Raw genomic sequence first — 14,916 nt, 5'->3', positions numbered from 1 at the left:
GAACGTCGCCCCGTAGATCCCCGAACCCAGTGTCAGCCCCAGCTTGGTGTAGGCCTCGTGGTACTCGTAGGCCTGCAACGTGATGAAGCAGATGCCCAGCAAGATGGTCAGCGCCATCCACAGTTTCAACGGGCCGCGGTGGTCCCGACGCAAAGCATGGTGGGCAATGGTGATGGTCACGCTGGAGCTGACCAGCAAGATGGTATTGATCAGCGGCAGATGCCACGGGTCGATCACTTCCTTGGGCGGCGGGAACAGCTTGGGGTCGGGCGTATGCAGCAGCGGCCAGGTGAACTCGAAGGTGGGCCACAGCATGTGCGCCACGCCCTTGGCACCTTCGCCCCCCAACCACGGCCCGGCCAGCACGCGCACATAGAACAGCGCGCCAAAGAAGGCCATGAAGAACATCACCTCGGAGAAGATGAACCAGCTCATGCCCCAGCGGAACGAGCGGTCCAGCTGCGGGCTGTACAACCCCGCGCGGCTCTCCTTCACCACCGCACCAAACCAGCCGAACAGCATGTAGGCCAGGAACAACGCGCCGACGAAGAAAATAAGCGGCCCGTGCGAGTCGGGGTGGCCGGCCTTCATGTCGTTGAACCAGGTGCCCAGGCCGAACACCGTGATGAACATACCGATGGTGGCGATGATCGGCCACTTGCTCTGCGCCGGAACATAGTAGTGCTGATGACTTGCCATTGCTGTTCTCCTTCCCTTAACGGGCGCCCTGGACGTCCTGGGCCGCAACATGCGCGACCGGCGGGTGGCGAGCGGTGATGTCGAACAAGGTGTAGGCCAGTGTCAGGTGCTTCACGCTGGCCGGCAGGTCGCGGTCGACGATGAAGCGCACCGGCATCTCGATGCGTTCGCCGGGTTGCAGCACCTGCTGGGTAAAGCAGAAGCACTCGGTCTTGTGGAAATACGCCGCAGCCTCGGCCGGGGTGATGCTGGGAATGGCTTGCGCGCTCATCGGCCGGTCCGTCGGGTTGTGGGCAATGAAGATCATCTGGTTCACCGCCCCCGGGTTGACCTCCAGCTGGTCGGCGGTGGAGTAGAAATCCCAGACCATGTCGCTGGCATTGGTCGACATGAACTGCACCCGCACTGCGCGCGTCGGGTCGCTGACCTGGCTGCCCTCGTACTGCCCACCGGTCTTGCCGTTGATGCCGAAGGCCTTGCACATCACGTCGTAGATTGGCACCAGCGCAAAGCCGAAGGCGAACATCACCACCGTCAGCATCAGCAGGCGCGTTACCAGGCGTTTCAGCGACAGGCCGTTCATGGCAGGTTTCCTATTTCACTTCCGGCGGTGTCTGGAAGGTGTGGTAAGGCGCGGGCGAGGGGATCGACCACTCCAGGCCCTCGGCGCCATCCCAAGGTTTGGCCGGTGCCGGCGCCCCGCCACGGATGCACTTGATGACGATGAACAGGAAGAAGATCTGCGTGGCGCCGAACATGAAGGCACCGATCGAGGACACCATGTTGAAGTCGGCGAACTGCAGGTTGTAGTCGGGAATACGCCGCGGCATGCCGGCCAGCCCTACGAAGTGCATGGGGAAGAAGGCCATGTTCATGCCGATGAACGACAGCCAGAAGTGCAGCTTGCCGAGGGTTTCGTCGTACATGTAGCCGGTCCATTTCGGCAGCCAGTAGTAGGCCGAAGCGAAGATGCCGAAAATCGCCCCGGGCACTAGCACGTAATGGAAATGCGCCACCACGAAGTAGGTATCGTGGTACTGGAAGTCCGCCGGGGCGATCGCCAGCATCAGCCCGGAAAAGCCGCCGATGGTGAACAGGATCACAAAGGCGATGGCGAACAGCATTGGCGTCTCGAAGGTGAGCGAGCCTTCCCACATGGTGCTGACCCAGTTGAACACCTTCACCCCGGTGGGCACGGCGATCAGCATGGTGGCGTACATGAAGAACAGCTCGCCCACCACCGGGATTCCGACCACGAACATGTGGTGGGCCCAGACGATGAACGACAGGAAGGCGATGGCGCCGGTGGCGTACACCATCGAGGTGTAGCCAAACAGCGGCTTGCGCGAGAAGGCCGGAATGATCGAGCTGACCGCGCCGAAAGCCGGCAGGATCATGATGTACACCTCGGGGTGGCCGAAGAACCAGAACACATGCTGGAACAGCACCGGGTCACCGCCACCTGCGGCACTGAAGAAGCTGGTGCCGAAATGAATGTCCATCAGCATCATGGTCACCACGCCCGCCAGCACCGGCATTACCGCAATCAACAGAAACGCGGTGATCAGCCAGGTCCAGACGAATAGCGGCATTTTCATCAGGGTCATGCCGGGTGCACGCAGGTTGAGGATCGTGGCGATCACGTTGATCGCGCCCATGATCGAGCTGATGCCCATCAGGTGAATGGCGAAGATGAAGAAGGTGACGCTGGCCGGTGCGTAGGTAGTGGAAAGCGGTGCGTAGAAGGTCCAGCCGAAGTTGGGCCCGCCACCCGGGCTGAACAGCGTCGAGACCAGCAGCAGGAAGGCCGCCGGCAACAGCCAGAAGCTGAAGTTGTTCATCCGCGGCAGGGCCATGTCGGGCGCGCCGATCATCAGCGGGATCATCCAGTTGGCCAGGCCGACAAAGGCCGGCATCACCGCGCCGAACACCATGATCAGCCCATGCATGGTGGTCATCTGGTTGAAGAACGCCGGCTCCACAATCTGCAGGCCGGGCTGGAACAGCTCGGCACGAATCACCATGGCGAACGAGCCACCCAGCAGGAACATCAAGAAGGCGAACCACAGGTACAGGGTGCCGATGTCCTTGTGGTTGGTGGTCAGCACCCAGCGCATCAGGCCCTTGGCCGGGCCGTGCGCGTGGTCATCGCCGTGGGCGTGGTCGTCGATCACTGCACTCATGTCCTGTCTCCTGCAACACATTGATTGCCGCGAGTAACCCGGTTCACTTGGCTTGCGCCTGCTTCAGCGCCAGCACGTCCTTCGGCGTGACCATGTCACCTTTGTTGTTACCCCAGGCGTTGCGCTCGTAGGTGATCACTGCGGCGAGGTCGACTTCCGACAGCTGTTTGCCGAAAGCGGCCATTGCTGTGCCGGGCTTGCCGTGGAACACGATATTCAGATGGCCTTCCTTCGGCCCGGTGGCGATCTTCGAGCCTTTGAGCGCCGGGAACATCGGTGGCAGGCCCTGGCCTTCGGCCTGGTGACAGGCCACGCAGGTGGTGTGGTAGACCTTGTCACCACGTGCCACCAGTTCCTCCAGGGTCCATTCCTTGCTGGTCAGCTCCTTGAGCTTGGCGGCCTCGGCCTTGCGCTCGCCCAGCCAGGTGTCGTAATCAGCCTTGGACTTGACCTCGACCACCACCGGCATGAAGCCGTGATCCTTGCCGCACAGCTCGGTGCACTGGCCGCGGTAGATGCCGGGCTTCTCGATGCGGGTCCAGGCTTCGTTGACAAAGCCGGGAATGGCGTCGCGCTTGACCGCAAAGGCTGGCACCCACCAGGAGTGGATCACGTCGGCGGCGGTCACCAGAAAGCGCACCTTGGCGCCCACCGGCAGCACCAGAGGCTGGTCCACTTCGAGCAGATAGTGCTCGTCCTTGGGGGCTTGGTTGTGGATCTGCTCGGCAGGGGTGGCCAGGTTGCTGAAGAACTCCACATCCTGGCCCAGGTATTTGTAATGCCACTTCCACTGGTAGCCGGTGACCTGAATGTCGATGTCCGATTCGCTGGCGTCGTAAATGTCGATCAGGGTCTTGGTCGCCGGAATGGCCATGACCACCAGGATCAGGAAGGGCACCACGGTCCAGAGGATTTCCACCCAGGTGTGCTCGTGGAAGTGCGCGGCCTGCTGGCCGGTAGAGCGGCGGTGGACCACCATCGACCAGAACATCGCGCCGAACACCACGATGCCGATGATCACGCAGATCCAGAAGATGGTCATATGCAGATCGAAGACGGCGTTGGAGACCTCCGTCGCCCCCGGGTGCATGTTCACGGTCCAGGCTGCGTTGGCCTGACCAAAAACCGACCACAACAGGAGGCCCATCCAGACATGTGGATGTCGCATCATTGCGGGTTCCCCTTCTCGTTCTTGTTGTCCCGGAGGCGTGGCCTGCGGCAAGAGGGAACGGCGGTCAAGACTACCTGGCTTCGACGACCGAGCCCCTGCAAAAGCAGCTGGGCCTCATCAACGAATCACGTTCATCGGGAGTATAGTCAGCGACCAATGGCACGCAATGAAGCTAGTGAAATGAACTTCACCAAATGGCCAGATGCCCGGAAAAGCGCGTGTTTGATAGGGTATGGCCCAATAATGGCCACCCGATATGCCTGAGGATGCACACGTTTGCGCGACTTATAACAAATACGTCTTAGGTATTCTGTATACCGAGCTAATTTAGTGTCTTCCGTTTGAAACGTAATGTCCCTGGAGTTGTCATGAACATCGCTGCTGTACGCGAGCAGGTAAGCCAAGCCCATCAACACGAAGGCCAGACCGGCCAATTGAAAGCGCGTCTCGAGCTGCAACTGCCGCACCTGCACCCCTCGATCCAACTGCCTGAGCAGGACGCCCAGGGTACTTTGGCGCGCTTCGTCAGCGCCTACATCGAACAGGTCCCGGAACTGCTCGAGGCTGCCCACGAGGTTGCCCTGGAAGCAGGGATCGAATCGCAGATCAAACCTGTACTGAAAATTGCCGAGGCCTATTTCCTGCAGCCGCCAGAGGTCATGGACGGGCATGTCGGCCTGGACTGCCTGCTGGATGAGGCGTATCTGGCGCACCGGCTGGTGGAAGAGGTGAACGACCTGTACATCCGTCACTTCCAGCAGCCGCTGATTCCGTTCGATACCACCATGGCCAACCTGATTGCTCACCAGTTGATCGGCGAAGAATTTGCCAACCAGCTGGATGAAGTGGTGCACCACTCGGTGGATGAGATGCTCAATGAGCAGAGCTTTGCGGTGGAATCGGTAGAGGCATACCGCGAGAAATTGAGCAGCCCGGCAACGGGTGAGGCTTGGAAACGCTGGCCATGCCTGTCGCGCCAGCTGGGTGTTGAGCTGGGTCAACCGGCCTGATACTCCTGTCCCGGTCTTTTCGCGGGTGAACCCGCTCCCACAGGTACTGCACCGGCCTTTAAACCTGTGTTGAACCTGTGGGAGCGGGTTTACCCGCGAAGAGGCCAGTTCAGGCGATACAAAACTTCCGGCTTTAGGCCCCAACCCCCGCCGTAGTCCGCAACCGCCCCTCGATGCGCCGTTTCAACCGCCGCTGCTCGATCAGCAACCGCGACCCATGGGCTGCATTGCTGCGCCCCCAGTCCTCCAGCAACTCAAGGCACGAGTGGTCGATATAGCTCAGGTTGCCCAGCGGGACATGCAGCGTGGTCCCCGCCGGCACACCGTCCAGCACCTGGGTCAGCGCCGGCACCTTGAGGAACGTGGCCGCACCACTGAGCCGCAGCTCCATGTGCCCGGCCTTCTCCAGGCTGACCAAATTGATTTTCAGCCGCGCCGCTTTGAACGCCAGCTTGAGCAAGGTCAGGGCGAAGCCCAACAGCACCCCGGTCAGCAGGTCGGTGAAGATGATCGCTAGCGCAGTCGCTGCGTAGGTCAACATCGGCATGCGGCCATAACGACCCAGGCCACGAAACGCCTTGAAGTCGACCAGCTTGACCCCGGTAAACACCAGTACCCCCGCCAGGCTCGCCACCGGGATCTGCTGCAGCACGCTGCTCAACACCACCACGAACGCCAGCAACCAAAGGCCATGGAAGATCGCCGAAGCCCGCGTCTGTGCACCTGCCTGGACGTTGGCCGAGCTGCGCACGATCACCCCGGTCATCGGCAATGCACCGAGAATCCCGCAGAGCATGTTGCCGATGCCCTGTGCGGACAACTCACGGTCGAAGTCCGAGCGCTGGCCGCTGTGCATTCGGTCGACTGCCGCCGCCGATAGCAGGGTTTCAGCGCTGGCAATGAACGCCAGGGCAAAAGCGGCGACCAACAGCGTAGGGTCGGCCAGCTTCATCAGGTCATCCGGGCGCAGCCAGTCGATGGCTTCGGACAAGTCTGCCGGCACCTGCACGCGGTTCACCGGCAACGCCAGCCACATGGCGATGGCGGTCATCGCCGCCACACCCAGCAAGGCGCCTGGCACAAAGCGCAGCCGCTGCGGCCGCAGGCGCTCCCAGCCCCACATGATGACGATGGTACCCAGGCCCAGCGCACCGGCCATCCAGCCTGAGCCTGCGCTTTCCTGCGGCAGGGCGGCGGCGAGGGTAGCCGGGAACTCCAGCAGGTTCTGCAGGCCCGACGGCTGTGGCGCCGTGTCGAACATCACATGTACCTGGGACAGCACGATCAGCACGCCAATGCCGGCCAGCATGCCGTAAACCACTGCAGGCGCCGTAACCCGAAACCAGCAACCCAGCCGCAGGCGGCCAGCCAGCAACTGCAATACCCCGGCCAGCAGCAGGATCGGCCCGAGCATGGCCATGCCGTGCTGGCGCACCAGCTCGAACACCAACACCGCAAGGCCGGCAGCCGGACCACTGACCTGAAGCGGCGAACCTGCAAGGAAACCTACGACAACGCCGCCGATAATGCCGGTAATCAAGCCTTTTGCCGGCGGCATGCCGGAGGCAATGGCGATACCCATGCACAAGGGCAGGGCCACCAAAAAGACCACTACCGACGCCAGCAACTCTCGCGGCAGGGCCGCTTTCAACTGTGTAATGTTCACCGTGTATCTCCTTTTTTTGTCGCACGGCCGTTCCTCTGGCCGTGGGCACGTTGGCCCCTGACAAGCGCGCAGGCGCAGCCCGCCAGCGAAAATGCCGGCACGGCAGTCAGGGAATTCAGGGCAGCCGAAGGCCGCGCCACACCCTGCAGGGTGCGGCCGGCTATCAAGGTTCTAGCTGTGGACGGGTCGCTTAGTAGCGGCCTCTCGGAGTAGCGCAGGGGACCGGCTCGCCAGCAGCCAGGGGCAGGAAGCTGTCGCTGGCGGCGTCGTAAGCTTCGATCTTGCTGGTCTCGATGTCGTACACCCAGCCGTGGATGTACAGCTCACCGGCTGCCAGGCGCGAGGCCACCGAAGGGTGGGTACGCAGGTGATGCAGCTGGGCGATGACGTTTTCCTTGGTCAGCACCTGCATGGTTTCGTGTTCGCTGCCGCAAGAGCAGTTGTTTTCAACAACGGTGCGAGCTACTTCAGCGTGGCGCAACCAGGCAGAAACGGTCGGCATCTTGGTCAGCGATTGCGGGTTGAGCACCGCACGCATGGCGCCGCAGTCGGAGTGGCCGCAGACGATGATGTGGTGCACGCCCAGTGCCAGCACGGCGTATTCGATGGCGCTGGAAACGCCGCCGTTCATCTGGCCGTAAGGCGGTACCACGTTACCCACGTTACGGGTCACGAACAGGTCGCCTGGCGAGCTTTGGGTGATCAGCTCGGGGACGATGCGCGAGTCGGCGCAGGTGATGAACATGGCGCGTGGTGTTTGCGCAGTGGCGAGCTTCTTGAACAGCTGTTGCTGTTCGGGGAAGACGTCATGGTGAAAGCGCAGAAAGCCATCGACAATGTGCTTCAGGGCGGCATCGGCGCTCTCCGCGGGGACCTGCGGTACGGCCTTGGATGGGTCCTTGACGGGCATGATTCATCCTCTTGACGGTGTGTAGGTAAATCCATTTTACCGGTGAAAGATTCTGGCTATGCAGGGAATTAGATGACACGCACGGGCCATAGATCACAGTCGGTGTGGACTGATTTCCTACGCTAGCGGGGGAAACTTAACTGAAACTTAATTCGCAGGCTCTAGAACGGGTGTTCCAGATGAAATAGGCGGGAACTGGATAATAGCAAAAAAACATCAACTGCCAATATGTATTACTGTCGTTATTGGCTGCTATTAGTTGGGTTGTGAGCAAAGAGCAGGGCCTGGGCAGGATCCGAATATCAGAACAGGGCCATCTGCCCACCGGGTACACAGAACGCAGAGCAATCCAGCGCCTGCGCTTCCCGCCCCTCGAACTCCAGGCGTTTCATGGCCTTGGCAAACCGCTGCGCCAGCAACTCGGCAAACACGCCTTCACCGCGCATGCGGGCGCCGAACCGGCTGTCATACAGTTCGCCGCCCCGGCTCTGGCGGATCAGGCTCAGTACATGCGCGGCCCGCTGCGGGTAATGGTCTTGCAACCACTGCTCGAACAACGGCGCCACCTCCAGCGGCAGGCGCAACATCATGTAGGCCGCGCTCTGAGCACCCGCCTCTCTGGCTGCCTCCAGCAAGCGCTCCAGTTCACTGTCATTGATCATCGGAATCATGGGCGAGCACAACACCCCAACCGGTACACCCGCCTCGCGCAACACCCGAATCGCCCGCAGCCGTGCTGAGGGTGACGCCGCACGTGGCTCCAGCACCCGCTTCAGGTCATCGTCCAGCGTGGTCAGGCTGATCATTACCTTCGCCAACCGTTGCCGTGCCATCTCGGCCAGCAGATCAAGGTCGCGCAGCACCAACGAACCTTTGGTAACGATGGTGACCGGGTGGCGAAAACGCAGCAGCACTTCAAGCAGACGCCGGGTCAGCAAGTGCTCACGCTCGATGGGCTGGTACGGGTCAGTGTTGGAGCCCAGATTGATCGGCGCGCAAACGTAGCCCGGCTTGCTCAATTGCTGGGCAAGCACCTCGGCAGCGTTGGTCTTGGCGATCAGCTTGGTCTCGAAATCCAGGCCCGGGGAAAGGTCCCAGTATGCATGCGAGGGACGAGCGTAGCAGTAGATGCAGCCATGCTCGCAACCCCGGTACGGATTAATGGAGCGATCGAAGGGCAAATCGGGAGAAGTGTTGCGGCTGATGACTGTCTTGGCAGTCTCGATTCGCACTTCGGTCCCTTGGGTCGCCGGCACCTCCTGATACCAACCATCGTCCTCAGCCGTCGAATGGTGCAACGCAAAGCGGTTATGCGGATTATGCGCAGTGCCGCGACCTTTCCGGGGTGCTGGAGTGAACATGGCTTGAGCCTCATACTGTATTTACATACAGTAATCACATGGCAGCGTTTTCTCCAGCACCACTGGTCATCAGACGGGCATCAAAGCAGCCCGTTGTGCTTCAAAAACCGCGAATTATCCAAGGGCCGCCCGAGAAATGCTTCGTGACTCTGGGCGAATGGTCGCGAGGCGGCGGGCTCGAAGAATGTTTCAAGCAGCGACCTTCCGGCTGCTGCGTCAAGCAGCCCTGCTGACTCAAAACGTGTGAACAGGTCCCAGGCATGAGCATCGGCCCAGAGATAGGCGTAGAACCCGGCATCGTAACCCGCCACAAGGTAGTCGAAGCCGTGCAGCGGCTTTTCGAACCCGGCCAGCGGCCAGCGCCCCGCGCGGTTATTGGCATCCCGAACTCGGTCATCGAGGCTGCGGCCATCCCGGGGTGTCAGGTGCAAGTCGAAATCGAGAAGCGACAGGCTCAAGGTCCTGGCACAGGCGCGACTATGGTCGGCCCGCAATTGCACAAGAAGCGAGCGCAAGGCTGCCACCTCCAGCCGCTGGCCAGATTGATGATGAGCGGAGATGCTGGCGAGGTAGTCGGCATCCCATACCCAGCATTCGAACAGTTTGCCGGCTGCCTCAACGCCATCGTTGCCGAGCCGGCGAATATCGGACAAGACATGGTTGCTCGTGCGCACCAGCAGTGAATGCAACGCATGGCCGAACTCGTGGAACAGCTTTCTCAGCGCCAAGTGATCAAGCAGCGGAGGAACCCCGTCGGTACCCATGCGTACATCGCTGATCATCGCCACCACTGCACCATGGTACCGCCCCTCTGCATCTGTACGTCTATGCCTGTAGGCAAGGGTTTGCACAGTGTCTGGCTGCTTGTATTCATGCAGGAGAGCATCGAGATAAAGGTAGCCCAAGGAGGCATGGTCCTGGATGACCTCGAAGGCGCTCACACTTGGGTGCCAGGCTTTGGGCTCGTCAATTTTTTTCAGCTGCACACCAAACAAGTGCCTGGCTAAATCAATCAGCGCAGCAACCACCGTTTCGAGCGGGAAGTATTCCTGCATCTGGCTTTCGGTGAGCGCGCGTTCGCCACCGCGACCAACCTCATGCAGGTACTCCACGTCCCACGGCATGATCTGATCAATGCCTTGCTCGGCAGCCAGGCTATGCAGTCGGCTGTTTGAAGCCTCGATAACAGGCTTGATACGTTGCTCCAGCCCTCCAAGAAACGTCTGCAAATCAGCAACAGTGCCGATGCTCTTGCTGGCCAGGCTGAATGCCATGTGGCTGTCAAAGCCCAACAATCGGGCCCTGTCACTGCGGGCTTCGGCGATTTTCTGAATGACAGCACCGTTGTCAGTCTTAGGGTCACTGGCGCCACGGGTCAGGTAGGCGCGGTAGATATCTTCACGAAGTGATCTGTCCTCGGCGTATTTCAACACAGTAGTAAAATTGGCGAGGTCGCAGGTGATCAACCAGCCCGCGAGCGATGCCGCCTTGGCATTGTCTTCCAACTGGGTGACCAGGTAGTCGGGCAGACCCGTGAGCCGCCCCTTGTCTTCGACATGTACCGACAGGGACGATACAGAATCAGTGAAGTTGTACTGAAACTGGCCGATCAGCGCCTGAAGCTGTGCCTCCAGCGCCTGTACTTGCACCCTGACTTCGCTGCTCAACAGCACGCCCCCGCGGTGGTACTCCTTGAGAATCAGGGTCAAGGTAGCCTTCTTCTGAGTATCCAGGTTCTGACCGATAGCGCTGTCGGTCAGACGCTTGTACAGGGTGTAAAGCTCAAGGTTCTTGAACTTGTCGGTGAAACACGCTTCAACTTCGCCAAACGCCTGGCCCATCACGTCCTGCCACTGCTGATCGCGGTCGGCCATAGGCAGGAAGGCATAGAATGCACCTTGCAAGTCAGCATCAAGTTCATCTACGGCAAGCACGAGGTCGTCCCAGGTAGGGAGATCAGCCTGGTGCTTTATGACTCGCTCGATACCTTGCTGGTAGCGAGCAACACTGGCCTGGATTGCTGCCAGAGCGAGCTCGGGAGTGGTTTGCTCGTAATTCAGCAGCTGTTGGGAATTCAGCAGAACGTTCATGGTGCCGGCCTTTACGATTGCGAAAGAAGGCCAGGAATATCCGGCTTTCTTTCGCAACCACGGCGCGCAACATCTACCACCCATTGCAGGTGGCCTGAAACCCGTCACTCGGTCGGTTTTTTCAACTTCGGGTTCGGAAAGAACTGCACAGTCTGCACCTTGGCCGGCGCCGCCTTCGGCGCCAGGTGATTGACCCGGGTACCCAGCTCCTTGGGCACGGAAAGGCCCTGCTCGTTAAGCGTATCGGTGAAGCCGCAGGCCACGCACTCACGGTGCGGGACACCGTCCTCGTTCCACATCATCAGCTTGTCCGGCTCGCTGCACGCCGGGCATACCGCCCCGGCGATAAAGCGCTTCTTGGTCTTGTTCACAACTACCTCGCTCATGCTGCCGCAGCCTCGCTCAGGCCACAGTGACGCAGCAACGCATCGATGGAAGGTTCACGGCCACGGAAGTCGACGAACAGCTCCATTGGCTCGCGCGAGCCACCGCGGGCCAGGATCGCTTCACGGAAGGCACGGCCAGTCTCGGCATTCAGCACGCCTTCTTCCTCGAAGCGCGAGAAGGCGTCAGCCGACAGCACTTCGGCCCACTTGTAGCTGTAGTAGCCTGCTGCGTACCCACCAGCAAAAATGTGCGCGAAGCTGTTGGGGAAGCGGTTGTAAGCAGGCGGGCGCATGACCGACACCTCGTCGCGCACGCCTTCGAGCACCTGCAGCACGCTGCGGCCGTCACCGTGGCTGGCGTGCAGCTCGAAGTCGAATAGCGAGAACTCCAACTGGCGCACCATCATCATGCCGGACTGGAAGTTCTTCGCCGCCAGCATCTTGTCCAGCAAGTCCTGGGGCAGGGCGGCAGCGGTTTCGAAATGGCCGGAGATCAACGCCAGGCCTTCTGGCTCCCAGCACCAGTTTTCCATGAACTGGCTTGGCAGCTCGACCGCATCCCAGGCCACGCCGTTGATACCGGATACACCGGCATGTTCGATGCGGGTCAGCATATGGTGCAGACCATGGCCGAACTCGTGGAACAGGGTGGTGACTTCATCGTGGGTCAGCAGCGCCGGCTTGCCTGGGGCGGCCGGGGTGAAGTTGCACACCAGGTTGGCCACCGGGCTCTGCAACTCGCCGGCAGCGGTACGGCGACGGTCGCGGGCACCGTCCATCCAGGCGCCGCCACGCTTGTTGGCGCGGGCGTACAGGTCGAAGAAGAAGCGCCCCACGTGCTGGCCCTTTTCCTTGATCTCGAACAGGCGCACGTCCGGGTGCCAGGTGTCGAAGCCCTTGAGCTCCGCGATTTCGATGCCATAAAGGCGTTGCACGATGCTGAACAGGCCGCCCAGCACCTTGTCGATCGGGAAGTAGGCGCGCAACGCTTCCTGCGACACGCTGTAGCGCTGTTCACGCAGCTTCTCGCCGAAGTAACCGGCGTCCCAGCTGGCCAGCTCAGGGCAACCCTGCTCGGCGGCGTACGCCTGAAGCTGCTGCAGGTCCTGGGCGGCAAAAGGCTTGGAACGCTTGGCCAGGTCACGCAGGAAGCTAAGCACCTGGTCGCCGGACTCGGCCATCTTGGTGGCCAGGCTCAGCTCGGCGTAGTTCTTGTAGCCCAGCAGCTGTGCCAGCTCCTGGCGCAGGTCGAGGATTTGCTCCATCACCGGGCCGTTGTCGAACTGGCCGGCATTCGGGCCCTGGTCCGAAGCGCGGGTGCAATAGGCGGCGTACAGCTCTTCGCGCAAGGCGCGGTCACTGGCGTAGGTCATCACCGCGTAGTAGCTGGGGAATTCCAGGGTGATCAACCAGCCGTCGAGGCCCTTGGCCTGGGCTGCGGCAGCCATCTGCGCCTTGGCCGAATCGGTCAGGCCGGCCAGCGCGGCTTCGTCGGTAACGTGCTTGGTCCAGGCCTGGGTGGCATCCAGCAGCTGGTTGGAGAAGCGGCTGCCCAGCTCGCTGAGCTTGCTCTGCACCTCGGCATAACGCTGCTGCTGGTCCGCCGGCAGGTCGATACCCGACAGGCGGAAGTCACGCAAGGCGTGCTCGAGAATGGTCTTTTGCGCCACGTCGAAACCGTCGGCTTCCGGGCTGGCGATCAGCGCCTGGTACGCTTCGAACAGCGCACGATTCTGGCCCAGTTCGGTAGAGTAGGCGCTCAATGCTGGCAGGCAGGACTCGTAGGCCTCGCGCAGCTCGGCGCTGTTGCACACCGCATTGAGGTGGCTGACCGGGCTCCAGGCAGCGCCCAGGCGGTCATTGAGTTCGTCCATGGCCAGCACCAGGCCGGCCCAGGTGGGGTTCTTGCCCTGGTTTTCGAGGATCTCGGCAATGGCTTTACGGTTGTCGGCCAGGATCGCTTCGATCGCCGGCAACACGTGTTCGGCACGGATTTGCGAGAAGGGCGGCAGATCGTAGGATTGCAGAAGCGGGTTGTTCGCACTCACGGTTCGGATACCTTGGCAGAAGAAACACTTCCCCATCTTAATTACAATCGACGCCGACCGCAGCAGGCAGCCTGCCTATCGGCACAGATGAGAGACGCTATCATGGCCATCCGAAGCTTCCAGCAACACACTCCGAAAGTTGGACCACGGGCTTTCATCGACCGTTCGGCGGTAGTACTGGGCGACGTGGAAATCGGTGAAGACAGCTCTGTATGGCCCTTGACCGTGGTCCGCGGCGACATGCACCGCATCCGCATCGGCGCCCGTACCAGCGTGCAGGACGGCAGCGTGCTGCACATTACCCACGCCGGCCCGTTCAACCCGGACGGCTACCCGCTCATCATCGGCGATGAAGTAACCATCGGCCACAAAGTCATGCTGCATGGCTGCACCCTCGGCAACCGCATCCTGGTTGGCATGGGCAGCACCGTCATGGACGGCGCCATTGTCGAGGACGAAGTGATCATCGGCGCTGGCAGCCTGGTGCCGCCGGGCAAGCGCCTGGTCAGTGGCTACCTGTACATGGGCAGCCCGGTGAAGCAGGCCCGGCTGCTGAACGACAATGAACGCGCATTCTTTTCCTACAGCGCCGGCAACTATGTGAAGCTCAAGGACCAGCATCTGGCCGAAGGCTACGATCAACCTGAATGACCGCATTCGCGGGTAAACCCGCTCCCACAGGGATACCTCAGCCCCTGTGATGCCCAGTGGGAGCGGGTTTACCCGCGAATGCTGGCCACAGAGAACTCAAGTGGAACCCCGTACATGCATCAGCAAAACATCCTGTTCGACCTCGACGGCACCCTGACCGACCCGCGCCTGGGCATCACTCGCTCGATCCAGTACGCGCTGGCCAAGCTGGGCATCGACGAGCCGGACCTGGCCCGCCTCGAACACTTCATCGGCCCACCGCTGCTGCAGGCGTTCATGCAGTTCTACAGCTTCGACGAAGCCAAGGCCTGGGATGCGGTGAACTTCTACCGGGAGCGCTTCCGGGTCACCGGCCTGTACGAAAACCTGGTGTTCGAGGGCGTGCCCGAGCTGCTCGAGGCTTTGAACGGCCAAGGCCGCACTCTGTATATCGCCACCTCCAAACCTTGGGAGTTCGCCCGCGAAATCGCCCGCCACTTCGCCTTCGACCATCACTTCAAGGTGATCTACGGCAGTGAGCTGGACGGCACGCGCACCAACAAGGTCGAGCTGATTCGCCACCTGCTGGCTGAAGAAGGGCTGGACCCGGCGCAGACGCTGATGATCGGCGACCGCAAGCATGACCTGATCGGTGCCCGCAGCAATGGCGTGCAGGCAGTGGCTGTGGGGTACGGGTTTGGTAGCCAGGAAGAGTTGGTGGCGCAGGAGCCGGCATTCCACTTTGCCACCTTGGCCGAGATG

The 14,916-nt window shown here is 61.1% G+C and carries 13 protein-coding genes; 3 read left to right on the top strand and 10 right to left on the bottom strand.

Annotated elements, in window-relative coordinates:
• From HP546_RS14700 to coxB, 4 genes are all read right to left on the bottom strand, one after another.
• Window positions 1-699: cytochrome c oxidase subunit 3 (locus tag HP546_RS14700; RefSeq protein WP_172226571.1), on the bottom strand; the 699-nt coding region annotated here is incomplete at its 3' end.
• Between the two features lie 16 nt (window positions 700-715).
• Window positions 716-1,282, bottom strand: a complete 567-nt coding sequence (locus HP546_RS14695) for a cytochrome c oxidase assembly protein (protein ID WP_172226568.1) — start codon at window positions 1,280-1,282, stop codon at window positions 716-718.
• A 10-nt stretch (window positions 1,283-1,292) separates the two neighbouring features.
• A complete protein-coding gene (gene ctaD, locus HP546_RS14690) occupies window positions 1,293-2,882 on the bottom strand; it encodes a cytochrome c oxidase subunit I (RefSeq protein ID WP_172226565.1) in 1,590 nt (529 codons plus the stop codon).
• A gap of 43 nt (window positions 2,883-2,925) precedes the next feature.
• The gene (gene coxB / locus HP546_RS14685; RefSeq protein ID WP_172226562.1) at window positions 2,926-4,053 is read right to left on the bottom strand and encodes a cytochrome c oxidase subunit II; all 1,128 of its coding nucleotides are present in this window, start codon (window positions 4,051-4,053) and stop codon (window positions 2,926-2,928) included.
• Between the two features lie 368 nt (window positions 4,054-4,421).
• On the opposite strand from coxB, the gene HP546_RS14680 reads away from it, so the two are divergent.
• Window positions 4,422-5,063 (top strand): hypothetical protein, encoded by a 642-nt coding sequence (locus tag HP546_RS14680; RefSeq protein WP_172226559.1) that lies wholly within the window; start codon window positions 4,422-4,424, stop codon window positions 5,061-5,063.
• A gap of 133 nt (window positions 5,064-5,196) precedes the next feature.
• Here HP546_RS14680 and HP546_RS14675 read toward each other — a convergent pair whose 3' ends face one another.
• The 6 genes from HP546_RS14675 to prlC all read right to left on the bottom strand — a co-directional run bounded on the left by HP546_RS14675 (window position 5,197) and on the right by prlC (window position 13,560).
• Complete coding sequence (locus HP546_RS14675) at window positions 5,197-6,729, bottom strand: SulP family inorganic anion transporter (RefSeq protein WP_172226556.1); 1,533 nt, start codon at window positions 6,727-6,729, stop codon at window positions 5,197-5,199.
• A gap of 190 nt (window positions 6,730-6,919) precedes the next feature.
• Window positions 6,920-7,639 carry a carbonic anhydrase gene (locus HP546_RS14670; RefSeq protein ID WP_172226553.1) on the bottom strand — a complete coding sequence of 240 codons (720 nt, stop codon included), beginning with the start codon at window positions 7,637-7,639 and terminating at the stop codon, window positions 6,920-6,922.
• A 302-nt stretch (window positions 7,640-7,941) separates the two neighbouring features.
• The gene (locus HP546_RS14665) at window positions 7,942-9,000 is read right to left on the bottom strand and encodes a PA0069 family radical SAM protein (protein WP_172226550.1); all 1,059 of its coding nucleotides are present in this window, start codon (window positions 8,998-9,000) and stop codon (window positions 7,942-7,944) included.
• Between the two features lie 80 nt (window positions 9,001-9,080).
• Window positions 9,081-11,090 (bottom strand): M3 family metallopeptidase, encoded by a 2,010-nt coding sequence (locus tag HP546_RS14660; protein WP_172226547.1) that lies wholly within the window; start codon window positions 11,088-11,090, stop codon window positions 9,081-9,083.
• Between the two features lie 104 nt (window positions 11,091-11,194).
• Window positions 11,195-11,476, bottom strand: coding sequence for a YheV family putative zinc ribbon protein (locus tag HP546_RS14655; protein WP_172226545.1), 282 nt, complete (start codon window positions 11,474-11,476; stop codon window positions 11,195-11,197).
• Window positions 11,473-13,560, bottom strand: coding sequence for an oligopeptidase A (prlC, locus tag HP546_RS14650; RefSeq protein ID WP_172226542.1), 2,088 nt, complete (start codon window positions 13,558-13,560; stop codon window positions 11,473-11,475). The genes HP546_RS14655 and prlC overlap by 4 nt, the downstream gene beginning before the upstream one ends.
• Window positions 13,561-13,626: 66 nt before the next feature.
• Between prlC and HP546_RS14645 the strand changes: the two genes are divergently transcribed.
• Both HP546_RS14645 and HP546_RS14640 read left to right on the top strand, forming a co-directional pair.
• Window positions 13,627-14,175: a gamma carbonic anhydrase family protein gene (locus HP546_RS14645; RefSeq protein WP_172226539.1), complete on the top strand. Its 549-nt coding sequence runs from the start codon at window positions 13,627-13,629 to the stop codon at window positions 14,173-14,175.
• Between the two features lie 114 nt (window positions 14,176-14,289).
• Window positions 14,290-14,916: HAD family hydrolase (locus tag HP546_RS14640; protein WP_172226536.1), on the top strand; the 627-nt coding region annotated here is incomplete at its 3' end.

This window comes from Pseudomonas sp. CM25, assembly GCF_013179705.1.
GTDB lineage: Bacteria > Pseudomonadota > Gammaproteobacteria > Pseudomonadales > Pseudomonadaceae > Aquipseudomonas.
This window is presented reverse-complemented; position numbering and strand designations above follow the sequence as displayed.

Bases quoted from the DNA above. Each gene is read 5' to 3' on its own strand.
- HP546_RS14695 (WP_172226568.1), bottom strand. From the start codon at position 1,282: ATGAACGGCCTGTCGCTGAAACGCCTGGTAACGCGCCTGCTGATGCTG.
- ctaD (WP_172226565.1), bottom strand. From the start codon at position 2,882: ATGAGTGCAGTGATCGACGACCACGCCCACGGCGATGACCACGCGCAC.
- coxB (WP_172226562.1), bottom strand. From the start codon at position 4,053: ATGATGCGACATCCACATGTCTGGATGGGCCTCCTGTTGTGGTCGGTT.
- HP546_RS14680 (WP_172226559.1), top strand. From the start codon at position 4,422: ATGAACATCGCTGCTGTACGCGAGCAGGTAAGCCAAGCCCATCAACAC.
- HP546_RS14670 (WP_172226553.1), bottom strand. From the start codon at position 7,639: ATGCCCGTCAAGGACCCATCCAAGGCCGTACCGCAGGTCCCCGCGGAG.
- HP546_RS14665 (WP_172226550.1), bottom strand. From the start codon at position 9,000: ATGTTCACTCCAGCACCCCGGAAAGGTCGCGGCACTGCGCATAATCCG.
- HP546_RS14660 (WP_172226547.1), bottom strand. From the start codon at position 11,090: ATGAACGTTCTGCTGAATTCCCAACAGCTGCTGAATTACGAGCAAACC.
- HP546_RS14655 (WP_172226545.1), bottom strand. From the start codon at position 11,476: ATGAGCGAGGTAGTTGTGAACAAGACCAAGAAGCGCTTTATCGCCGGG.
- prlC (WP_172226542.1), bottom strand. From the start codon at position 13,560: ATGGGGAAGTGTTTCTTCTGCCAAGGTATCCGAACCGTGAGTGCGAAC.
- HP546_RS14645 (WP_172226539.1), top strand. From the start codon at position 13,627: ATGGCCATCCGAAGCTTCCAGCAACACACTCCGAAAGTTGGACCACGG.